This is a genomic window from Undibacterium sp. GW821-FHT11B02 (assembly GCF_058808955.1).
Genome location: NZ_JBXASD010000006.1, coordinates 335,158 through 357,131 on the forward strand (window position 1 = coordinate 335,158; position 21,974 = coordinate 357,131).

Annotated in this window: 20 protein-coding genes; 3 read left to right on the forward strand and 17 right to left on the reverse strand. The window is 60.9% G+C overall.

Features of this window, described 5'->3' with window-relative positions; genetic code table 11:
- Positions 1-78 precede the first annotated feature (78 nt).
- Genes AC1RVX_RS15035 through parA form a run of 6 tightly spaced genes read right to left on the reverse strand, consistent with a single transcriptional unit; the run spans position 79 to position 4,537 of the window.
- Complete coding sequence (locus AC1RVX_RS15035; protein ID WP_493217401.1) at positions 79-2,037, reverse strand: DUF3363 domain-containing protein; 1,959 nt, start codon at positions 2,035-2,037, stop codon at positions 79-81.
- The gene (locus AC1RVX_RS15040; RefSeq protein ID WP_493217402.1) at positions 2,034-2,555 is read right to left on the reverse strand and encodes a hypothetical protein; all 522 of its coding nucleotides are present in this window, start codon (positions 2,553-2,555) and stop codon (positions 2,034-2,036) included. The genes AC1RVX_RS15035 and AC1RVX_RS15040 overlap by 4 nt, the downstream gene beginning before the upstream one ends.
- Positions 2,552-3,112, reverse strand: a complete 561-nt coding sequence (locus AC1RVX_RS15045) for a S26 family signal peptidase (protein ID WP_493217403.1) — start codon at positions 3,110-3,112, stop codon at positions 2,552-2,554. The genes AC1RVX_RS15040 and AC1RVX_RS15045 overlap by 4 nt, the downstream gene beginning before the upstream one ends.
- A complete protein-coding gene (locus AC1RVX_RS15050) occupies positions 3,109-3,654 on the reverse strand; it encodes a DUF2840 domain-containing protein (RefSeq protein WP_168230361.1) in 546 nt (181 codons plus the stop codon). The genes AC1RVX_RS15045 and AC1RVX_RS15050 overlap by 4 nt, the downstream gene beginning before the upstream one ends.
- Positions 3,651-3,902, reverse strand: a complete 252-nt coding sequence (locus tag AC1RVX_RS15055; RefSeq protein WP_493217404.1) for a chromosome partitioning protein ParB — start codon at positions 3,900-3,902, stop codon at positions 3,651-3,653. The genes AC1RVX_RS15050 and AC1RVX_RS15055 overlap by 4 nt, the downstream gene beginning before the upstream one ends.
- Positions 3,899-4,537 carry a ParA family partition ATPase gene (gene parA / locus AC1RVX_RS15060; RefSeq protein ID WP_493217405.1) on the reverse strand — a complete coding sequence of 213 codons (639 nt, stop codon included), beginning with the start codon at positions 4,535-4,537 and terminating at the stop codon, positions 3,899-3,901. Before parA ends, AC1RVX_RS15055 begins: the two co-directional genes overlap by 4 nt.
- Between parA and AC1RVX_RS15065 the strand changes: the two genes are divergently transcribed.
- A complete protein-coding gene (locus tag AC1RVX_RS15065; RefSeq protein WP_493217406.1) occupies positions 4,536-4,664 on the forward strand; it encodes a hypothetical protein in 129 nt (42 codons plus the stop codon). The two genes, parA and AC1RVX_RS15065, sit on opposite strands and share 2 nt — an antisense overlap.
- Before the next feature lie 162 nt (positions 4,665-4,826).
- Here the strand turns inward: AC1RVX_RS15065 and AC1RVX_RS15070 are convergent, their stop codons facing one another.
- The 4 genes from AC1RVX_RS15070 to AC1RVX_RS15085 form a co-directional block, all read right to left on the reverse strand.
- Complete coding sequence (locus AC1RVX_RS15070) at positions 4,827-5,684, reverse strand: replication initiator protein A (protein ID WP_493217407.1); 858 nt, start codon at positions 5,682-5,684, stop codon at positions 4,827-4,829.
- Positions 5,685-5,719: 35 nt separating this feature from the next.
- Positions 5,720-6,022, reverse strand: a complete 303-nt coding sequence (locus AC1RVX_RS15075; protein ID WP_493217408.1) for a helix-turn-helix transcriptional regulator — start codon at positions 6,020-6,022, stop codon at positions 5,720-5,722.
- 83 nt (positions 6,023-6,105) lie between these two features.
- Positions 6,106-6,903, reverse strand: coding sequence for a DUF2285 domain-containing protein (locus AC1RVX_RS15080; protein WP_493217409.1), 798 nt, complete (start codon positions 6,901-6,903; stop codon positions 6,106-6,108).
- A 358-nt stretch (positions 6,904-7,261) separates the two neighbouring features.
- Positions 7,262-7,612, reverse strand: coding sequence for a DUF2958 domain-containing protein (locus AC1RVX_RS15085; RefSeq protein WP_493217410.1), 351 nt, complete (start codon positions 7,610-7,612; stop codon positions 7,262-7,264).
- Positions 7,613-8,053: 441 nt separating this feature from the next.
- Between AC1RVX_RS15085 and AC1RVX_RS15090 the strand changes: the two genes are divergently transcribed.
- Complete coding sequence (locus AC1RVX_RS15090) at positions 8,054-8,344, forward strand: helix-turn-helix domain-containing protein (protein ID WP_168230368.1); 291 nt, start codon at positions 8,054-8,056, stop codon at positions 8,342-8,344.
- 52 nt (positions 8,345-8,396) lie between these two features.
- Here AC1RVX_RS15090 and AC1RVX_RS15095 read toward each other — a convergent pair whose 3' ends face one another.
- Positions 8,397-8,705 carry a DUF736 domain-containing protein gene (locus AC1RVX_RS15095; protein WP_493217411.1) on the reverse strand — a complete coding sequence of 103 codons (309 nt, stop codon included), beginning with the start codon at positions 8,703-8,705 and terminating at the stop codon, positions 8,397-8,399.
- A gap of 636 nt (positions 8,706-9,341) precedes the next feature.
- Between AC1RVX_RS15095 and AC1RVX_RS15100 the strand changes: the two genes are divergently transcribed.
- Positions 9,342-12,686 carry a DEAD/DEAH box helicase gene (locus AC1RVX_RS15100; protein ID WP_493217412.1) on the forward strand — a complete coding sequence of 1,115 codons (3,345 nt, stop codon included), beginning with the start codon at positions 9,342-9,344 and terminating at the stop codon, positions 12,684-12,686.
- Positions 12,687-13,067: 381 nt separating this feature from the next.
- On the opposite strand, the gene AC1RVX_RS15105 is transcribed toward AC1RVX_RS15100, so the two are convergent.
- The 6 genes from AC1RVX_RS15105 to mblB form a co-directional block, all read right to left on the reverse strand.
- On the reverse strand, positions 13,068-15,071 hold the full coding sequence (locus AC1RVX_RS15105) for a ParB/RepB/Spo0J family partition protein (protein ID WP_493217413.1): 2,004 nt from the start codon (positions 15,069-15,071) through the stop codon (positions 13,068-13,070).
- Positions 15,072-15,158: 87 nt separating this feature from the next.
- Positions 15,159-15,986, reverse strand: coding sequence for a DUF932 domain-containing protein (locus AC1RVX_RS15110; RefSeq protein ID WP_493217414.1), 828 nt, complete (start codon positions 15,984-15,986; stop codon positions 15,159-15,161).
- A gap of 541 nt (positions 15,987-16,527) precedes the next feature.
- Positions 16,528-17,034: a RadC family protein gene (gene radC / locus AC1RVX_RS15115; protein WP_493217415.1), complete on the reverse strand. Its 507-nt coding sequence runs from the start codon at positions 17,032-17,034 to the stop codon at positions 16,528-16,530.
- A 375-nt stretch (positions 17,035-17,409) separates the two neighbouring features.
- Positions 17,410-18,480 carry a ComEC/Rec2 family competence protein gene (locus tag AC1RVX_RS15120; RefSeq protein WP_493217416.1) on the reverse strand — a complete coding sequence of 357 codons (1,071 nt, stop codon included), beginning with the start codon at positions 18,478-18,480 and terminating at the stop codon, positions 17,410-17,412.
- 45 nt (positions 18,481-18,525) lie between these two features.
- On the reverse strand, positions 18,526-20,781 hold the full coding sequence (cap2-3, locus tag AC1RVX_RS15125) for an anti-phage 6A-MBL system cap2_3 protein (protein WP_493217417.1): 2,256 nt from the start codon (positions 20,779-20,781) through the stop codon (positions 18,526-18,528).
- A complete protein-coding gene (gene mblB / locus AC1RVX_RS15130) occupies positions 20,778-21,971 on the reverse strand; it encodes an anti-phage 6A-MBL system MBL-fold protein (protein WP_493217418.1) in 1,194 nt (397 codons plus the stop codon). Before mblB ends, cap2-3 begins: the two co-directional genes overlap by 4 nt.
- Positions 21,972-21,974 lie beyond the last annotated feature (3 nt).

A 21,974-nucleotide genomic window follows, 5' to 3' on the forward strand; every position in this document is an offset into this window, starting at 1 on the left:
GCAGCCCATTGCGCCAAGGTCAGCGGTTGGAGATGTTGCTATCGAGGTTGGTTACGGCAGCGAAGCTGCGCGAACTGGCTAACCAACGGAAATGCCACGCTGCCGCGGAACTTCCCATGACACTCCACCACCACTCACCGTTGCGGCAATCTGCTGACCGATGCGCTGTTCGATCACAGGCTTCCATGGCACTAGACTGAAGCTCTTGCCGTTGTCGAGCATCGCATAACGCCCGTTGGCGAGCATGACGCTGCGCCGGTAGATGCCGGCGACGCGCTGACCATCGGCCACAGGCCGATGGTCCAGGCCGGTTTCCGCTGCAATGTCCTGCCCAACCTTTGCCAACTCGCGGCCACCTAGCGTTGCCAACAGATTGCGAGCCAGGACCACGCGCCGGCCGCGCTGCTCGGCCAGTCCCTGTTCGGTTAGGAAGTCGGCGCGCTCACGCAGAGCGTCTTTCACCTCACTCCCAAAGCCAAAATCTCCCAGACCCTTGCCACCGCCGATCAACTGCTGATCCAGCCAGGTTGCGCCGATTACGCGGACCTGCCGCTCGATAGGCAGGTGTGACCTCAATTCGACCGTCACGCCACTGCCGAGACGCTGTGCGTCGTACTGGCGGCCCTGCTCGGCCAGGTCCTCGGGCACGCGCCAGACGCCTTCGGCCATGCGCTCCACAATGCCGACACGGCGCAGGGCTTCGAGCCGACGCACATGCGCCGCCACTACCTCGTGCGGGTCACGGTCGGGCGTGGCCTGGCCTTGGGCCACGGCACGATGGTGGTCCGTGCGGTAGATACCGTCGGCAGCCAGCGCAGCGATGTTCCGGTCGGCCACGCGCACGTCGGCCGAGCCTTTCACCTCCACCACGGCATCAGTCGGGTACTGATCCAGTTCCGAGCGCGGCGGCAGAGCGACGTAGTGCGCCTTGCCGTCCATGCCGTCGACGATCAGATAGCCCTTGTCGTGCAGCTCGTCGGCCAGCCCCTTGGCAGCTACGCGGCCTACGATGGTGCGGCCATTCTCGCCAAACTGAAACACGGCCAGATCACGTTGCTTTCCGTTCATGGCGCGCTGCATGGTTCGGATGATGTCGCCTCGCTCGCCCATGGCCCGCAGCGTGGATTCGGCATCGGCATGGATGGCCCATGTGCCGAGCTGCTGCTCACTCGCCAGGCCCATGCGCTGCAAGCGCTGCAGACGACCGATCAGCATCTGTCGCTGGCGTTGCAGCCGGGGGTCTGCCAGCGTCTCCGGATGCACCAGGCCGTCCACAGCCACGCGCTGCAAGGTGCGATCCAAGCCTGTCCAACGCTCCTGATTGACTTCGCGCTGCATGGCCCGCTGGATCTCCAGCTCGGTACGTGGCCCCAGCCATTCCGTCGCAAGTTCGGCCGCCCGGTGGCGCATCCCCTCGGCGATGTAGTCGCGGGAGATGATGAGGTCTTTGCCGGTGTCGTCCTTCCCGCGCAGGACGACGTGCGTGTGTGGGTTGTCGGTGTTCCAGTGGTCCACCGCCACCCAGTCCAGCCGCGTGCCCAAGTCGGCCTCCATGCGCGCCATCAGGTGCCGAGTATAGGTGCGTAGATCGTCGAGCTGTTCGGCATCTTCCGGCGAGACGATGAAACGGAACTGGTGCCGATCTCCGCGTCCGCGTCCCTCGAAAGCGGGAGTATCCGCTACATCGGTTGTCGGGCCGTAGGCGTGGCCCGGACCGCCCTGGCGATCAACGCCTTCGCGCTCGATGTAACGCAGGTGCGTAATGGTCGAACGTACCCCCGCCTTGGACAGATTGACGAGCCGCGCCTTGATTGTCACGCGACGAGCGTTTGACGAAAGCGAGGCCCCGGCGAAACGGGCCGCGACGTGGCCGCGCCCCAGCCGGGAACCGGGTCGATGACCGGCTTTGTCGACTGTCTTGCCGAGCTTGGCGCCGCCCTTGTTGGTCTGGCGCAGCACCTTGTTGATGAAGGTGTCATCGCGCTGCTTCGGCGTGCCTGGCCGTACCCGGAAACGCTCATCGTAGTGCTTGCTCATGCTGCGCCTCCATCTAAAGCCAGCGCAGCCAAGCGGGCCAAGCACGCGCCTTCGTCAATGCCGATGCGGCATTGCGCACTCTTGCGGCACGCTACCGTCTCTTGGTGCGTGCCGCGCCACCCCCACGTGCAGACAGGATTTTCAAGCGGCTGAGTGCCGCGACCTTTTATCTTGCCCTGCACCTTCCCCCTGCCTAACGGCACGGGTCTGCGGTGCCCCGGCGGCGCTGCGTACTGCGCAGCCTGCCGGCCGACGAGCGCCAGACATGCCTGCAGCATGGCGCGCTCGGGGCAATCCATCTGCACGTTGGAGCGCACGCAAACTTGCGCATAAAAGTGCGAAGAACCGGCCATCGAATGCCATAGCGGACGCAGGGCAAAGCGCGGCGTGAATGCATTCAAGCTGTGTGCGCAATGGCGTTGTAATGGTATCGGCAACGACAGTTCCGATAGCAGGTCAATGCAAAAACGAGACGACAAAGCCACCCGGTCAGACTGCATGAAGTCGGTTGAACTCATGGTTGCTTCTCCAGGTAAATCTGCCGTGCGGTGCCGATCACGGCAGATGCGGCAATCGGCCCGAAATACCGGCTGTCGAAGGACGCCGGATTGGTGACACTGAGCAGAAACAGCTCATCCTTGGCAAGCGCCCGGCACTGCGACCAAAACGGCAGCGGACGGCCCAGCCTGTCGGCCCGCAACACGACGGCCACCGGCACGCCGTCGATGCGCACGACACCGTTGACGATGCAAACGTGTTGAGGCGCAACCGCGCCAACACGTTTGAGCAGCGGAACGTGCGGCGGCAGGTAACCACGCTGCGCAGCCAATGCGGCAGGTTCTGCCGGAAGCCGGGCCAGCACGATGCTGCCGACGTGCAGCGAGTCCGCTGGCGGATTGATTGGCTGGATGCGATACCAGCCGACCGGCACGCTATTGGACGGGTTGTAGACGACGTGCACCGGAGGCGTCACGAAGGATGCCCAGGCCAGCGCAGCAAGGCCGCAAGCGGACAGCACGGCCAGTACGAGGTGAGCGCGCTTGCGCGAGCGAGGTTTGATCGTTGTCGCGGTCATTGCAATTCCCTCCCGGCAAGCCAGGCAGCATGCCGCTCGGCGGTGTATTCAGGCAGCGAAAGGTGTGCGGAGAGACGGTTGCCCAGCGTGCGCCAGTACGCGGGTGACACGTCGATGGAGGCGATGCCCAGTGCCTCGATGGCGTCGATCAACGACAGCACAGCCTGCACCTGCCGCTCGCCCTCGGCGTGCAGTAGGAGGCGCGCGCCGGGTTGTATGCCGGGGATGCGCTGCACCGAGTCCAGCGGCGTGCAGGCCTGCATCACCATCAGCTGCCAGCGTGTCGTACCGTAGTCGTTGGACTCCCAGCGGATGCGACAAAAGACGGATGCCGGCAGGAACACCGCGCTGCGCCGCCAGCGGTCGAGCTGGATGGTGCGCGCCGGGTTGCCAAAGCGCAGATAGAGGTTGATGCGCCTATCCACGTAAGCGAGCGCCACGCGGGTCAGCGGCACGTTGCCGACCTGGCCGGCAAGTGTGCGTGACGATGGCGACGGCGTAGCCGCGCTTGTTGTTGGTTGGACCTGCATGTTGATATTCATGGTGTCTTCTCCGGGAACTCACGTTCCAGTAAGTCGCGCAGTAGTTCGGCCACCGTGGTGTTTTGGGTGAAGGCCGAAACCTTGATACGAGCGCGCAGCGCGGGTGTTACATCGAGAGTCAATCGGGCGGTGTAGAGGTCACTCTTGTTGATGTCGCCGCCGTCGCCCTGGCGAATCCATGCTTCCGCGTGCGGATTCGCTGGGGGACGTGCACCGATGGTGAAGCGCTTGCCGCGTCCGCTGCTCATGACGACCACCGCAATAGTTCGTCCACCAATGCGGTGATTTCCCGTGCGGCCGCGCCATCCTCGGCCAGTTCGCGTGCAAGCCGGCCAGCGGCCACGCTGTCGGCAAAGACGATGCGTTGACGAACCTCTGCACGCAGCGCGGGCAGCGGTTGATCAGCAAGCGAATTGCGCGCCTCGCGCCCAATCACGGTGGTGCTGACACGCCGGTTGATGACAAAGGCCGCGCGCAGCGCAGGCCTGAAAACCTGGGCCTCACGGATCAGCGCCACCATCTCGGCGCTGGCCCATAGGTCGTAAGGGCTGGGCTGCACTGGGATGAGCACGCAATCGGCCGCCAGCAGCGCGGAGCGCGCGAGTGCGGCGATTCGGGGCGGGCCGTCGATGACGATGTGATCGGCCCGCTTGGCGAGTTCTGGCGCTTCCTGGTGCAAGGTTTCTCTTGCCAAGCCGACAGCGCTGAATAACCGGGGCAGACCTTGCTGGCTGCGCCGTTGCGTCCAGTCGAGCGATGATCCCTGCGGATCGGCATCCAGCAGGATGACCGATTGCCCCTGCATCGCCAGCTCGCCGGCGATGTGGGTGGCTAGCGTAGTTTTGCCGACCCCGCCTTTTTGGTTGAGCAAGGCGATGATCATGATGCAGCCCTCCCGCTTGGAAAGCCTGCCTGTTTTTGCCTTGCAAAACGTCTTTGGTTTTGGCTTCGATTTTGCTGTTGCTGTTGGTTTTCAGCAGTTGTCCACCGAACCGGCGCGCTTTTACTAAAAGTTAGAGGTTTTAAGTTAGGTAAGTTAGGAGAGGCTGGAACCCGCGCCGTTATTGGGTTTCTGGCCGATTCGTACTCCTGATAGCACGAGAGTCGTACTCCCGATAGCACGATACCCCTTACTCCTGATAGCACGAGCCCATCCACAGGCATTCCCGTAGTTATCCCCGTGCCGTCTGCGGCACGGGACGGAAGACGAGGATTTCCGGCTCGCCCGGCAATTGCTCGATGCTCAAGGTGTAGCCCGGCAAAGACTGGCGTGCCACCAGCGCGCGCAGGTCGTAGGCAAAGTCCGAGAAGCGCGCCGAGCTGCCCGATTTGCGGTGCAAGTGCGGAAAATCGAACTGCCAGCCGCCAGGCTGCTTGCCGCCGTGTTTGCGCACCAGCCGGTACAGCCAGCGTTCGATACCGCCCGTAAGCTTGAAATACGTCGGGTCGATAGTCAGTACCAGGGCTTCGTCCAGCACGCCGGCATAGAACCAGTCCGGCAGGATCAATTCGAGACCCAGCGGAACCCCTTTGCTGTCGGCCCGCTCCTTCCATTCGTTGATCCAGGAGAAGCGGTGCAGGCGGCGGCCTGTCGTTTCCCGGATCGAAGTCGCCACGCTGGTGGACTGCAAGCGGTCCAGCGCCGCCTTCAGACGCTGGTAGTCGTGCAGCGACGTGCCGCGCCCGATAAAGCGCAGGATCTCGTAAGGTGTGGCCTGCATCCGGCGGGAACTGCGGATGCCCGCATCCCGCGCTTCCACGATCTGGCTGGCCGCCCAGATCAGAATGTCGGCATCCCAAATCGTGGCGATGCCGTGCTCTTGTGTTCCCTCCACCCGCACGGTCACACCACCGGAACGAAAGTCGATCGGCGTGACACGCCGCGACTTGGCCAGCGAGAAGAACGGATAGGCCATCAGGTCCTGGGCGTCGCGCGGCGCCATATCGCCCGGCAACGCACGGAACAGGTCGAGCTGCTCGTGCTGCTGCATAGTCTGCGCCCGTACCTTCAGCAGTGATGGGCTGGACATGGCGAGGGCCACCGACGCGCCTGGCCTGCCTAACTTCAGCGGCGCCCATGTTGACCATCACGGCTGTCGCCAGAGTGGTGCTCGGCGTATTCAGGATCGGAGGTGGCTTCGAAGCTGCGGGCATCGGCCCAGGTTTCGAGGTCGGCCACTGCGTACATGACGCGCCGGCCGAACTTGCGGAAGCGCGGCCCGCCGCCGATCACGCGTTGCTTTTCCAGCGTGCGCGGCGACAGCCGCAGAAACGCGGCGGCCTCGTCGTTGGTCAGGTAGCGTGCAGGTTGCACGGGTTGCTGCGTGGCAGCGGGTGCGGCAGCGGGCCGCAAGGGAGCTGGTCTCATGGTGTGAACCTCCATCGTTTAGGGTCGCCGGCCGCAATAGCGCGACCGGATGGAGGCAGTCTCAAGAAAGCGCGGCGTTCTGCTCAGGGACGTTCTGCATCAGGTGTCGAACGTCCCTCTTCAAGCGGCGGAAGCTGTGCCAGGCGGCGATAGCCGCCTCGCATCAGCTTTTTGCCGCGCTGCACCAGGCGTCGCACGCGGGCGCGCAGATCGCCGTCGGCGTGCCAGCCGGCGGCTACGGCGTCGGAGCCGAACAGCACGTCGGCCACCGTGCGCAAGGACGCGCCCGCGAGCGTGCCGTCGAGCGCCTGCAGGGTGTGCAGTTCCAGCAGCGACGACGGGGATGGACGCGGTTTGACCACTCCCGCAGGCGCGGGGGCGCTGGCCTCCTGCAGCTTCTCAAGTTCACCGGCCAGCGCGCGATAGCTGGCGCAAGGTGCCTGGCAGGCGCGGATGGCGTGGACGTAGGCCATGCCATCCTCCAGCGTTGGCGCGAGTGCCAAACGCAGACAGCAGCCCGGCTGCCGGGCAACCAGCACCAGGCGTCGGCCGTCATGGAGCAGTTGCTTGTAGCCTAGGATGCGCCAGAAGTCGAATGCCACCGCGTCGGGCGGCGGGTCGGCATCGGGATAGAGCTGCACCACGGTATCGTGGTCGGGGAACCAGGCCGGGTGTGCGTCTCGTGCATCCTGACCAGGATCTTCCAGCAGGCGCAGGCCCCAGCGCTGCGCCGCGTCTGGATGGGGGCGACGGTGCAGCCAGTCGCGTCGATAGTCGGGGTCGCGCCGCAGGTATTCCCAGGCCAAGGCCGGTCCGTCCAGATGTAGGACGTAGAGATACGCGGCACCCGGATGCCAATGATCTGAACTCGATTTTGCCATGGCGCAACCTCCTGTCGGATAGCAGGAAAAGTCGCCACGGGCGCCGATTTTTCGGCGCTAAAGAGTCATCGCCAAAACGTCAAAGAAATTCGATAATTTGGCTGCGTCAAGACCAATTGACTCCAAAATGTTGCAAAATGTATCCGAGTGCGACGACTGCGCGACCGGAATTGGTGCGCAGCATCGAAACACGATGCAGCAAGGTGCGCAATGCATCGTGACTATTTAGGTTGCCATTGCACCACCCCGGTGCGGAGTGCGCATTGATGCACACTGGGTCTGAACTGAGACCCAAATAGACACAGTACGCTGCAAGCGGCTGTGTCTGGATGGCCCGCAGCAGTGGGCCATCGTTCGATCAGTCGATGATCGAACCGTTGATGCGAGCCAGTCGCGCATAGTCGGACAAGCTGCGCTTCGCGACGAAATACAGGTCGCTCGCAACCGGCAGCTTCAGTGGCCCGACGATAGATGCCAGATCGGAAATCCGCACAGTGCCCAGCTCGGGCATGCCGATACCGACATCGCACAGGCCGAAGGCCGTATCGCCGTCCTCGGGGTCAAGTTCGGTGAGCAGCCAGGTCGCGTGCGCGTCCGGGGTGAACAGCTTGACGATGGGTGTCGGGTCAATGTCCCGGCCTTCGGCACGGGCTCGGCCATTGGCGAGCAGTTGGGCGCGTTGTTCGTCGGTGATGAGGGGGTGGTTCATGGTCGCTTCCTTTAAAGGGTTCGCTCCACGGCGGAGCGAGGCGACTGGGGCGCACGTGCCAAGCGTAGCCGTCAACCCCCAACACGGCCGGTGCGGGCCGGGGGGTGACGGCAAGCGGCGTGCGCCAGTCTCGCGCACTTGTCCGCCGTGCGGTGAAGCTCGGAGCGGCCAGAATGCCCACAAAGCCGACGATGCGCAAAACCGTATTGCTGGATGCACGGAAAGCCTCGGATACGCCATTCAGGATGTACGGAAGATCGTAAAAGCGTACAGACGGAAGTCAACGAATCCACGAAAGCCCAGAAGCACGAACCCGGTTTTACGCGGAAGCGTAAAAACACAATAAAAGCGAGCCACCGTCGCTCAATATGGTAGCCCTAAATGGCCAATGAGTTAAAGATAACGTGGTTTTAATTGTGCTGTTAATTGACCCTTCTGTACATGCAGAAGCGATCAATCCAGCGTGGCCGTCCGGCCGGCGCCACCACTTTCGAGGCCGAACCGGCGCAAGCCTTCGGCGCGGCGGTGCGCGCGCTGAGAACGGAGCAAGGGGTTGCCCAGGAGACGCTGGCCAACCTGGCCGGCATCGAGCGCTCGCACATGGGCAAGATCGAGCGCGGCGAGCATATGCCCACGCTGGCGATCATCTTCAAGATCGCGCGGGCGTTGGGTTGCAGTGCGGCCGATTTGATGGCGGAGACGGAAAGCCGGCTCGCGGCGTCCGAGTCGTAGCACTGGCCGTCAGGGAATGCCCCGCCACGGCGGACGGGGCATTGGGCGGGGATCAGTCGCCCTTGCTGCGCGACCAGATCAGGTTGTGCGTGCCGTCTTCGCCTTCGATCAGGCGGGCGTAGACGGTAGCCGGGAACGAAGGATCGTCCAGACTCACCGACAGGTAGGGCCGCTCGGCCTGGCTGATTTTTTTCCACGCTGCGCCGACTTCCAGCCCGTTGGCGGCCTGGATGCGGTATTCGGGAGCGTTCTCGCTGGTCTTGTCGCTCTGGATGAACTTGACCTTGACATTGAGCGTCAGGGTCCGCAGCGTGCCGGTGAAGCCGTCTTTGTCTGCGGTGAAGGTGCCGATGTTAGCCATGATGAATTTCCTTTCGGGGTTGCAAGTTCGCGCCCATCGCGTCCTTGTCGGTGATCCACCCGGCGAGGGACGGGCTGGCCGCACCGCGCAGCGGCCGCAACAGCGTGGAGGACCGGGAGGCCCAAAGAATTTGCTGCGCGAGGAAGGCGCACAGCGCCGGGGAAATTGTTTGGGTTGGACGGTTGCAGCCATGAAGCCCGAGGCGCAAGCCGTGCCCTCGCCAGGATTCACGACAAGCCAAGGACGCAGGGGGCGAACTGGCCCGAATGGAACGATGGTCAACTCGGCATCCCCGCAAACAGGCAGCGCCGGCATGCGCCTTGATGCTGGTAAGGTTTGGCCCGGAACGACTGGCGGGAATGCCTCCTGCACCAGACGGCAAACGGGTTGATGCGTGGTGTGGAAGCTCCATGGCGAGACCGCTCGATGTGTCAAAGAATCGTCTTCATGACATTGTTGTGTTGAACCAACAGTTTCGAGGGCGGAACGCATTTGCACAACCCAGCCCAGCAAGTAATGGCGAAACACAGCACCCCGGGAATCGCAATGGCATGCCATCATTTAGGGATTGAGCGTTATTGTTAGCTAGTTGCTAAGGGCAAAGACCCATGCCAATTCAAACGGACGAACTGAAAGTTGGCCTTTAAAAAAAGTAGGAAAAACAAAATTGACTATAAAAAGGAAGGGATCTTGATGGGGCAAGAGAACATCGTTCGGTATTGGCATTCAGTCGAATTGCTTCAACCCCAATCGGCGCCCAAGCTAGAGAAACGCAGCAATCCATATGGTGCGTTCATTCACGACACGCCAATCCAGCGTCCTGTTCCTCCATGGGTACCTGAAAGTGTCGTTAGCAAACAGATATTGCCCAAGAAGCGTGTTTGGAGCCACACGCTCTATGCCCACCTGTATGACAGTCGGCTCGTCGCCGAAAAGCTCAAGGATGTCTATGGGGCTGATCAAGGTTATCGGGAGCCGCAGCATCGAGAATCGGCGCTGTTTGCCGCGAAGTTCACCATGTCCGGCCAAATGGTCGACAACAGTTTCGTACTCTCCAGTGAGGCATGGTTCTTGGGGCGGGTGCTGACTGGAAAAGACTGGACAAGGGGATTCGAGGACGATCAGAAAGCTGCCGGTGATCAGGCGAAAACACTGCTTGCAGGCCAGGTATCTGGTGACTCCCTGCGTGAACTGACCCAATGGGTTCTACAGTTCCTCGGGGTGATGGACTTCTTCGGCCATGTGGATCGTCATCTGTTCCGTTTCCGCTCTCAGCCAGTCAAGCCCAATAAGCCCGAATCGGAAGACGATCCGCTCAACAGTTTCTTGTTAGACGATCTTGCCGATGTCGCCGACAGCATCGGCAAGGGCGTGAATAGCGCTCCCCTCGATCAATACCTCCGCCAGTACGACCCTCTGCAGCGTCTGCACGTTGACGACGACCGCGCATCCCTGCCGCTGATTGATCGACTGATGCCGGATGCCTATCCGAATAGCTGCTGGCCCGCCGAGCGACATCTGGGACTTGTGCATTCCCAGCAACTGGCCGTCAATACGATCCTGTCCACCCTCGCCGACGGCCAGGGACTGCTGGGCATCAACGGCCCGCCAGGCACGGGTAAAACAACGCTGCTGCGCGACTTGATCGCCTCCATTGTCACCAGCAGAGCCGATGCACTTGCCAAGTTGCGCCGAGCCTCCGATGGGTTCGCGAGCAATGGGCGTGAAGAGGCCAATGACGGCGGTAAGCCGCAGGCTTGCTTCAAGCTCAACCCGGCGCTATATGGCTTCGAGATCGTGGTCGCTTCGTCCAATAACGGCGCTGTGGAGAACGTCACGCTCGAATTGCCCCAGCGGGACAAGATCGACGAGAGTTGGCTGCCTGAAGCTGAGTATTTCGCCGAATTGGGGGAACTGACCAGCGGCAAACCAGCTTGGGGACTAATTTCCGGTGCATTGGGCAGCAAGGCCCGGCGGAAAAATTTCGTGGATTGCTATTTCTATGGTCAGCGTCCTTTTGGCGGCAAAGACAAGGCTGACTCGGAGGCTGAAGAAGATTCAGATGTCGAGTCGGACGAGGAAATCGAGAATACCGTAAACACCCAGTCCTCCGCCCCTTCCACTATGGAGGAGAGTGACGGTGACAACGACGATCACGACGACGCGCCACCCGAAAAAGAGAAAGGCCCGCAGGGCTTCATGGGTTGGCTCAGCGCGCATGCCGAGATCAACGCGGCCCGCTCTCCGGAACAACGCCAGGCATTGTGGCGGCAAGCGGTCTCCGATTACGAAGCGGTCAAGACGGAGGCGCGCCAAGCGTGCGCCGATGCCATTCGCATTCGCGAGTTGATCCAATCGATCTGCCAGACCAGAAAGAAGATCGCCGACAAATCCGAAACACTTGATGCCCTCGAACAGAAACTAGCCGACGCGGTAGCACAGCTCGCGCACCTGGATGCCGAAGAAAGCCGCCCCGCCAACTTGGCGCTCAAGCAGTGCCTGGACGCACTGAAACAACACCAAGCCCTCAAGCCGGGTTTCTGGGCGAAATTGTTCAGTCTGTGGAGGGATCAGCGTGACTGGAATGCTACGCAGGGATTGCTGGAAGGCGAACGTGATCTGGCTTCTGCCGAGTTCGCTCGAATAACCCGCCTCACCAAGCAACTCGACATTTCAAGGGAGAGCTTGGAAAAACAGACTGCCGAGGCGCGCCGGGCACTGCTGCAATTGCAGGGCCAAGAAAAAGTTCTGACGCGAGACGCTACCGGTCTGGCCAGTGCCTGCCAAGCCGATCACCTGATCGTTTGGCTGCAAGGCGATACCATCGGTCGGGGCGATGCCATTGAACTAGCCGAGCCATGGCGTATTGAAGGCTGGAGACAAGCACGCGCGCGCGTCTTCATCCAAGCGCTCAAGCTCCATCGGACGTTCTTCGAATTGGAGGCGTCCCGGATGCGCTCCAACCTCTTCCTTATCAATGGTCTATTGACTGGCTCACGCTTCCAAGGTCTTTCGCGCGACGCCATCCGTTCGGCCTGGGCTTCGCTGTTCATGGTCGTTCCGGTATTGAGCAGTACCTTCGCCTCGTTTGCCCGTTCGTTCGGCTCTTTGGGGGCCAGTGAAATCGGCTGGCTACTGGTGGACGAGGCCGGCCAAGCAACCCCGCAAGCTGCGGTGGGGGCGCTGTGGCGATCCCTGCGTGCGTTGCTGGTGGGCGATCCTCTTCAACTCAAGCCCATTGTTACAGTGTCCGATGCCGTGTTGGAACACATGCGCACGCGCTACCGTGTCGATGCGCATTGGCTTCCCAACCGACAATCAGCGCAGACGCTGGCTGACCAGGCTACCCCGTGGGGACGCATGGCAGGCCCGGCCGGTAGCAAGACCTGGGTAGGGCTGCCGCTAGCCGTACATCGGCGCTGCGACAGGCCGATGCACGGGCTCGCCAATCGTATTGCCTATGACGGCACCATGGTGTACGGAACGATTGCACCCAGCCCCGAGAAGGAGACGCGCGCCAGTTTGTCGACTGGCTGGATACATGCCAGTGGCACGTCTCAAGGGAATTGGGTGCCCGCCGAGGGTAAAGCCTTGCAGGAACTGCTGGCGCTGTTGCGTGAGGATGGTGTGGAGGCCAAAGACATATCCGTCATCACACCCTTCACAGACGTTCGGAACAATCTCAAACGAATAGTGGGCAAGAAAATGGTGTTCGGCACGATTCACACCATGCAGGGCAAGGAAGCGCCGGTTGTCATCATGGTGCTGGGTGGTAACACCGCCGGTTCTGGAGCCCGCAACTGGGCCGTTTCGGAACCTAATCTTCTGAATGTAGCTGCGACGCGGGCCAAGCGACGTTTCTATGTGATCGGCGACAGAAACGACTGGAAGAACCGCTCGCTATTCTGTGATGTCATGGATCTGCTGCCACTCCAGAAAATACCGACACGCGAACAAGAGCAGATGGCACTTCCTCAATAGCTGCATATTGGGGTACTTGGGCCGGTCTACCGCTTTTTTGCGCTGGTTGGAGCGGAACACTGGCGGTAGCGCGGAGCTTTTGCATCGGCTGTTGAAATTGGGCGCGTCCATCAGGCCGCGCCCAATTTTTTGATCTGCCCGGTGCAGGATAGCGCCGGGGTCGCAATGGGCAAGTGCATCGCACGCGCAGGCCCAACCAGGGGCCGGAGTGTCTGTAGATTCGACGCCCCGCCATGAAGGCGGGGCGCGTTTTTGGTTTTTTGGGGTGGTTGTCGGCTGTCAGAGCGGGCGCGGCACACTTGCCGCGCCCGATTTTTTTCAAAAATAGATACCCCGGCGCATTGCTGCACCGGGGCCATTTGTCGCTGCTACTTCATGCACTCATGCGGCCAGCGCTTCGGCCACTTCCTCCACCTCGGCGGCGGCATCCTGCGGGGTCTCCTCCGGTGTGTCATCCTGCTTCACGCCGGTGCTGTCCTCGCTCTTGAACATGGCAGGCATCCAGCCTGTTCCCTCTACCAGCCGCTCGGCCTCGCTGGCAACGTCGGCCTTCTTGAGCTTTGCCAGTCGGGTAACGTGTTGCGGCGCGAACTGTTGCACCGCTTCCAGAATCACCGCCTTGGAGACGTGCGAGAAATACCCCTCGGCAGTCGGCGTCCACCATGCCGCCATATCCAGCCCGACCGCCTGCGCCAGCACCTTGCCCGGTGCATCGTGTTCCCGTGACGAAACCACATCCACGGTCGAAGCCACGCACACCGCCAGCAACCGCACCAGTTCATCCTGCGGCATTGCCAACAGCGCAGCGAACAGTTCGGCATCGTCGTCCGGCAGTTGCTCGCCCCATGCCTGCTGTAGTTCCCGTAAGGCGACAGCGGCAGGTGATTGCGGCCAGTCCGGGGCGTAGCCTTCCAGCCTGTCCTGCGGGCGCACGCTGATACCGATGGGCATTTCCACCGCATAGCCTTCCTGCAAGACCCGCTGCACCATGCCATGCACCAGCGCGGCCAGCGATGCCTGCGGATTGCGGGCCAGTTCGATTTGCAGCGCCGCCGTGCGGTGGGCGCTCATACGGCGTGCCAGCTTCTCGGAGATTCCGGCCTTCTTCAGCTCGGGGCTGTCCTCGTCCTCGGTGTCTTCCGGGGCGATACCGCTTTGCACCCTCGCCAGCGTGCGCAGCGCCTTGGCCTCGGCATCGCGCAGCAGGCCGCGATGAATAACAGGTTCGCCTTGGCGGTCGAGCGTGACGACAACACCGGCGGCAGCGCGGACAGTCGGGCCATAGGCCAGCAATTCGGCTTCCAGCGCCTCCAGTTGTTCGCCCACGCGGCGGCCTTCGTCGTCGAGCGCTTCGACCTTCTCTTCGTCCTCGGCATCAAGGGCGGCATTCAAGGCTTCCCCGATTTCCTGTTCCTTGGCTTGCAGCTTGGCGATGCGCTTGGCTTCGCGGGCATTGGGCTTGCGCCGTTCCTTCGGCGCACGTTGGAAGGCTTGCAGGTCGGCATAGGTGGCGGCGGGTACGGCTTCCACCCACGCCCAACCCTCGCGGCGCACTTCGTCAGCAATGGCGGTCAGCTTGTCTTGCGCCAGTCGGTCTATCAATGCCGCATCGGACAAATACACGCCGTTGTCACCCTCGGCGAACAGGTCGCGCCGGATGCCGCCGCCTGCGGCCTCGTAGGCGTCCAGCCCGACAAAGCGCACCAGCGGATGACGGTGGGCGTCGATTTCCCGTTCGGTCAGCCGTTCGCGCAATGCGCTCGGGGTGCGCTGCCAGTTCGGCGCATCGTAGAACGCGGCTTCCTGTGCGGTGTGGTCATCGGTGATAGCCAATGCCATCAACTGGTCAAGGTTCACCACATCGGCGCGGTAGTCGGCCATCAAACGCGGCGAGACGTTCGCCAGCTTCAAGCGGCGTTGCACCACCAAAGGCGTGACGCCGAAATCGGCGGCAATATCTTCGATGGGGCGACCTTCCGCGATCAGGGCGGCGAACGCCTCGAACTGGTCGGCGGGGTGCATGGCTTCGCGCTGTACGTTCTCGGTCAGGCTGGCGGTACGCGCCGACGCGTCGGCCACCAGCAGGCAAGGCACCGCGTAATCCTTGGCAATGCGCCGCTTCTTCGCCAGCAGTTTCAAGGCGGCAAGGCGACGGCCACCGGCCACCACTTCGTAATGCTCGCCATCGCTGGCAAGAATCACGGTCAAGTTTTGCAGCAGGCCGACACGCTCGATGCTTGCGGCCAGTTCGGTGATGGATGCGCCCAAAGTCTTGCGCACATTGCGCTTGGACGGTCGAAGCTGCGACAGCGGCACCAGCAGCATGTTTTGCGAGGGTGCAGCTGCTTCGAGGGCTTGGACTTCTTGAGTGGCAAGGGTATTCATGGTGATAGCTCCTGTCCTATGCGGGACGTTTAAGATTTGAAAAAATAGATAAGTGATCGAGGGGCTTTCCCCCTCGGGTGGGTTCGTTCAGGCCTTGAGCTGCTTCATGCCTTCGGCCAGCAGCCACAGGGCGCGGTTGACCTTGACGTTCTGGTCGATGCCTTGAATGGGTCGGGTGCGTTGGCGCTGTCCGTTGGCGTTGCGCCCCGCCAGCCCGCCTTGCGTCAGGTTTTCTTGCACGCGGTTAAAGGCGCTCCACAGGTCGGGCCGGTCGTCGTCGCGGCGGCGCGGCATCAGCAATTGCGATTCAGTGATGGGCGCGGGTTTGGCCGGGTCGTCGTACTTGAGGGACAGCGCGGCATGGGCAAACACTTCGGCTTCGCCCCGGTCCAGCGTGATGGCGCGCATTTCGTCGCGCCGTTCGCGCACAAGGTCGAAGCCATCCAGCACGTCATACGCGCCTTCGATGACGTGGCCGACCACATCGCCTTTGTGCGGAATGCGCAGATCGGCAACGGTATCGCCGCACACCAAGCCGTTTTTGCAGACAAAGCGGAACATGCCCGCCAGCATTTGATAGCTGCTCGTGCCATCGTGGGAGTTCAGCAAAATGATTTCGTTGGCTTCAGCGCCGTTGATCTGGTCGGCGTGGCGCAGTCGCACCATGTGCTTAGTGTGTTCGCGCTTCCCTTCATCGCGCACACGGGTCTGGCACACCATGAAGGGCTGGAATCCTTCCTTGCGCAGTTCGGACAGCACTGCGCCAGTCGGGATGTAGGCATAGCGGTCGGAGCGGCTGGCGTGCTTTTCTTCAGCGAAGATGGACGGGGCTACGGTGCGAATCTGGTCATCCGATAACGGGTAATCGGCGCGCAGTACGGGGGAGCGGGATGCGAAACGGGTTGCTAGTTGCATGATCTTTCTCCAAAAAAATTGCTGTCGTGGTTTCAAAGCTGACCGGATTCCAAGATTCGGAGCCCGTTGTGGCTTCGGTTGGTTCGGCGCAGAGACCTGGGCCGGTCCCTGTTTGCCGCCGTCTTTCCTGAGTTCATCGCCCGCGAAAAACCGGGCCAGCGAGGGGCTGGCTGTCAAGGAAGCAAGCGCAGGGTTGGTGCGGCCCACAGCGCAGCGAGGACTCGGCCCTGCGCGCCTTGACGGCCAGGCACCGCGGGCTACGGTCGCGGGAAAAAGCGATGAACTTGGGGAAAGACGAACAGCGGCCGATGGGCCAGGAGATGCGTTGAAACCAACGCCGCGCGGCGAGCGTCCCTGAGTGCCAGCGGCACGCCTAGCTGGAGGATTGTTGGCCGATCAGGTACAACCTGTTCGGCTGCATTCGAGGGGCGCCAAGCAAGGCGCGGCGGGGATGGGCTGACCAGCCGATCCCCTGGAGGGCAAGCGCAGCGCGTAGCGGTATTGCGGACGAAGCAAAAAAGGGGGGCGGTGCCCCCTCGGGCTACAGCAGCCCGCGTTCGGCAAAACTCATCACGGCGTTACCTGCGACGATCAGGTGATCCAGCACCCGGACGTCCACCAGCGACAGCGCAGTTTTGAGCGTCTGGGTCAACACCTCGTCGGCCCGTGATGGCTCGGCAACACCCGACGGATGGTTATGGCAAAAAATCGCCGCTGCGGCGTTGAACGCCAGCGATTCCTTGACCACCTCGCGCGGATACACCGATGCCTGGCTCACTGTGCCACGGAATAGCTCGACGTATTCGATCAAGCGGTTCTGCGCATCGAGCATCAGCACCGCGAACACCTCGTGCTCCAAACCACCCAGCTTCACGCGCAGGAAGTCGCGCACCGCCTGTGGCGAAGACAGCACTTCACGCCCGCGCAGTTGCGCACCCAGCAAGCGCTGTGCGGCCTGCAGTACCTCGTCGGCGTTTGCCGGACGGTAGTCGCCTGCGACATCGCGAACGAGAAGAGAAGAATCGAGGGAAAGAGAAAGCTGCGACATGGTCTGCTCCGGTCTGTAGCGGGCGGAATTGCCCGAGACCGGCCCCGGCACGCTGCAGCGCAGTTGTCAGGGTTCGCAGATGGCCGTCAGGACGCAAGCGCACACGGTGCGCGCAGACCTTGACAGCGAGAACAGCGTGGTACGTTGAAGGGAACAGCAAGGCCACCCCACAACCACACTCCATTGTCCTTGGGCAAGCGCAGCGCGCAGGCCGGGAGCGCAGGGACGGTCGGAGGCGTCAGGGATCAAAGCCGCATGGCCATGACTCGGCACGAGGCATGGGGCGTAGCCCGCGAGCCCGACGGCGGTACGCCGGGACGCTCATAACATTGACAGCAGGAAGTCCGTGAACAGCGCGTCACTCTCCAACCACATTCAACCCTCTTGATCTTGCGGATATTCTGCCTGGGGAATCGATATCCAACCGTCGCGTGTGATACCAGCACCAAAGCGAATATTCTTGCTTTCGGTTGCCGCCCAGTGCCCGCCGCGATGCAACACAGCGCGAATTACTGACTTTCGTGGATGGTCCTCATCGGCCTTGGCAGAACTGCATATGGCATTCCATGTATGCTGGTCGGGCATCTTATCCAACCGTGGGCCAAGCAACTGATCCAGAATCTCAGTTGAAACGTTATGGCGTCCGCCGTGATGAGGTACTTGAAAATAGCGAATACCTGGCAGCGCGAGTCCGGCAAATGGCGCGTAGTCAATGACCTCTTGTAGCGCTTCACGTCCCGCATCGCCGGTCAACAGGACGCGATGGCCATTCAAGACTGCCGTCTGCACGACGCTCATTTCGTTCTCACGACTGGTAGGGGCGGGCGGAAAATACTCATCCCCCCACAAGGATTTGATGTAGGCAGTCGCCGCTTTCACCGCACGGAATATGCTACCCAGTGCGCTATCAAAAGCACTTTCTTCAACAGCTTCCGGCGTCTTCTCAGAATCCACAATCAAGTCAAAATAGCGATCAAGTGTCGGCGCCATCACCAGGAATGGCCCGATACTCTGTCCTTGAAGTGGGGCATGAATTGGAATCCCCTTGGCAACCGCAATATCTTCCAGCATTGCCGTGGCCTCGTAGACGGAGCGCAGCTTGCGTCTCAGTGCCTCGACTGATTCATAGTTTTCAAACTGGTCAATTAGCCGATCTGCGTATATCCACGGTCTGTTGATCCAGAGATTGCGAACCGTGCATTGCTCCAGAACCTTTCTCAACCCGTTTGCATGGTCGCGATCCGGGTGCGTGAGGATCACATTGTCGATGACAGTTGTTCCATAGTAGGTTTTCAGATGCTCAACGATCTGATCGCCCGTATCCAGATACCCTCCGTCAACAACGTGTACGCCCGCAATGCCATTCACCGAATAGCGCAACGTAATTGCGTCCCCACTCTTTGCCGTTTCGACACCAAGAAAGTCAATCTCGAAGTAGTCAGCCATATATCCCTCCCGTTTTATACCGACAAAGTGTCGTTGATCTTGTCCCTACCAGCGATCCACCGCACAGGTGAGACCTGTCGGAGTCCATACCAATGAAACAGCGGGAAGCCCCACCGCATCCTCGGCAATGCCACGCAGCGTTTTTCGATCGATACCCGAATGTGCCCCACCTTTTGGGTGGCTATGCCAAGTTCCGATGAATGCGAGATACCCCAAAGAAGTCTCGTTCGCGGCGCGTAAATCATGGATAAGTCCATTCGTTCCGAGGATAAAGCGGGCAGCCTCTCGGACACTGTCGGAAGGGGCGTCAACGATGCCTGCAATGGTGATGGTTCGGCTTTCATATGAGATACGACCGACCAAGGCACCGCCTGTTTCCAGGCCGCCCCACCGTATTGCATCGGCATGAATCGCCTGCGCAGCCGGATGCAGAACTCGAATATTCCAACCACCATCGTCTGCCACGTCGAGCACAGTAGTTGGACCGAGGCCGGCACACGTCCACGCCATACCGAGGTCTTCGCCATCCGTGATCCCAGTGCAAAGCACCGCGCCATTCGGTAGCCCGTCGATGAGCCAACGTTCCAATTGCAGCCCGGCCAGTGACGCCGATCGCGAAACGGTTGCATCGGACATCGGCGTCGTCAGGGAGCGGCAGTTGTCGCCTACAAAAACGCGTGTGGGCTCAGAAGTCTCCCCGGCGACGGCCAAGCGCAGTTCCGGCACAAACCGGCAGCGCTCGAACAAGAATGCGGCGAGGTCGTCGACGCGACTGGCACGACCGTGTCCTTCGAGAAAAATCACAGCACAACGCCCTTGGCCATACATCACAATCCGAGCCAGTCGAGCCGGGGATTGATTCAACGCGGGTGATTGCGCTTCTGCAGCAAGCACCTGAAGTGAGGCCGTTGTGTCCACGATGAGGGCAGCATCCTGCTGAACGGTTGCAGCGAATTGTGCAGGATCAACCAAAAGAGCCACTGCGTCGTTGTCGAACGCGCGCGACTGGGTATGCGACAGCGCTTCGAAGGCAGTCTTCATCAATGCTGCCTTTTTCGGCGGGACCAGCACTGACGCCTGCTCGATGAGCGCATGTCGCGCAGCGTTGTGGGGCGACATCGATTCGTTATCCACGAAAGTCATCGCACCGAAGCCTGCTCGCCCCAGTTGCATCGCGATTTTCGAGCCCAAGCTTCCGCAGCCGAGCATGACCAGCGGCTGCGATGTAGCCGCTGATGAAATGCCAGACGTTCTTGCCAACAACTCAGGTGACAACGCATGCGCGTGAAAGGCGGGGTGAACAGTCGCGTCTCGCTCCAGGAGTGATTGCATGTTGAGCTCATAGCGCACTACATAAGGCAGTACTTCGACACTTCTCCCAGGTGAACCAACAAGCGGCACGGGTCTTTGTACAACCAGGATCACAATCGCGTACAAGCCATGCGTCCAGTTACGCGAATCCTGCCGTAGATCCAGGATCGAGCGTCCGTAGTAGCCATCCAAGCCTTGGGCCAAAGCGTCGCGATTGATACCCAATTCCGCCGCGCGATCAAGCAGCGTCGTGAGATCAACAACTGTTTCCGGTTGATAGTGCCCGATCACATGCGGGTGGTCTCCGGCCATCGGCGCCCGCGCGATGAAGGCTGCGGTGTGACCTTTCCCCCACTTACCCAATTTGTCGTCGTATGCTTCCTGATAGAACACTGGATCGATTTGTGCGGTCAGTTCGGCATCGACGATCGCGTACAGCCCGCCATCGATCGCCACGTAGCCTGCAGGAACCATCAAAACCGCGCCGTCAGCGGGAGCGGCGGCTGCGACCTTCTCAGCGCTAAACACAATGGTCGAAGGACAACTGTCCCGACGTGTTGGCTCCCACCCCTGCTCAAGGTCAAGCAATGTCCCAGCCGCAGCCTTGTGCAGCCAATCGATCAATTGATCAACAATGGCGTCCAGGCCAAACCGGTGTAGCAGTTCGTCTAGCGATCCCTCGAACAGGCAGGGCGAGACCAACTGGCCTACGCGATGGGGATTGATGTGCGGCAAATTGAGCGGAAAGTCCGCGCGTAGAAAAACCTGGGGCGCGGATAGGGGCCAGTCACTGCCAAATATCAAAACGCAGGTCTCGACAGCGCGCACTCCGGTCTCGGATACGCCGTTGCGCCGAGACCTGCTCGGTAGCTCGACCGCGACATCGATATCTATCTGTGTCGATTCACCGCTTGTCCTTGGCTCGCCAACGCGAGCTAGACCGCGGTGTCGCTGAAGCTGATGCAGCGCGTCTGCGATAGCACCTGTCATGACGCCCCATGCGGCATAGGAGTGCGCGCAGAAGTCACCACGGCAGCGGCCTTCGATCCGGCCTCCTTCTTCGAGGGAGGCTGTACACCCTGAGCAGTTACGGTGAAAACGAGGGGTTCCACGGATTTTTCGCTGGGGTATTCGCCGGTGCAATAGAACTTGCCCTTTGCTTCGTCCACGATCGCCACGTACTCACGCTTTGCGCGAATGCAGGGCGGATCGTTGTCGTCATCTGCAATCGGCTTGCAACTGGCGACGATGACGGCACCGTCACGGGTTTGCGAAAGCGCCTTGCGGGCGTCGGCATCGAGCTTGGCCTCTTCGCCGAAATCGGACCAACTGTCGTAGGACAGAGAATGCCAAGAACAATGATGTGGTGCCTGCATGATGTCGTACTCAAGCACTTCAGCTTCCGCCTTGTGGCGTTGCCACTGGCGGTTCCAAATGAACACCTCAGCATCGCCGCCGGTAAGGAATTTCGCGCCATCCGGCGTCTGTGCATCAGCGGCCAACGTGATGTTCATGATTACGCTGGACTGGTTCTTGACCAGACACTCTTCCTCTTCTTCGTCATCCTGTGCATTTAGGGGGGCCAGCAGGAATGCCGAGAAAAAAGTGGAATTCTTGCCGTTAATCGTTGAGAAGCTGTTGTCCACCTTCCGCACGATAGCAGTAAGGTCATCAGTCTTGCCGTCGATGTCTTCACCCATGATCTGGATACGATCGCCGTTACCGACAGAAAAATTCTTGTCACGGTTCAACTGCACGCGCCGACGCGCCTCTGAATTGAACGCTTTGGCGTCGTCGCTCAAGGTGTGCGTTTTGCTGGCACGTCGAAACACGATCGGGGATGACCACATCTCACGGATCACGATTTTCTTGTCCTTATCGGCTTTCTTGTCATCCGGGTACTTATCCAACGGCCCCAGGTAGAAATGCCGTGTCAAACCCCGGCAATGGTCTTGGTCCGGGTGGCTTAACAGAAATGCATCAACATAGGGCCGACCGTTCTCATCCTTTTTCAAGCGATCTCGCAAGTCCTTGGCAACATCGCGCGCATCCCCATCAGGGTCGTCGGCGTCTTGTCGGATGTTTACGTCGATCAGCAGCGTCGTTGCGTCGAGATCGCCAAACTTGACAAGGGTCATGTCGCCGTTGTCAACGGGGAAGAAAGTAATGGTCGTGGGCATTTG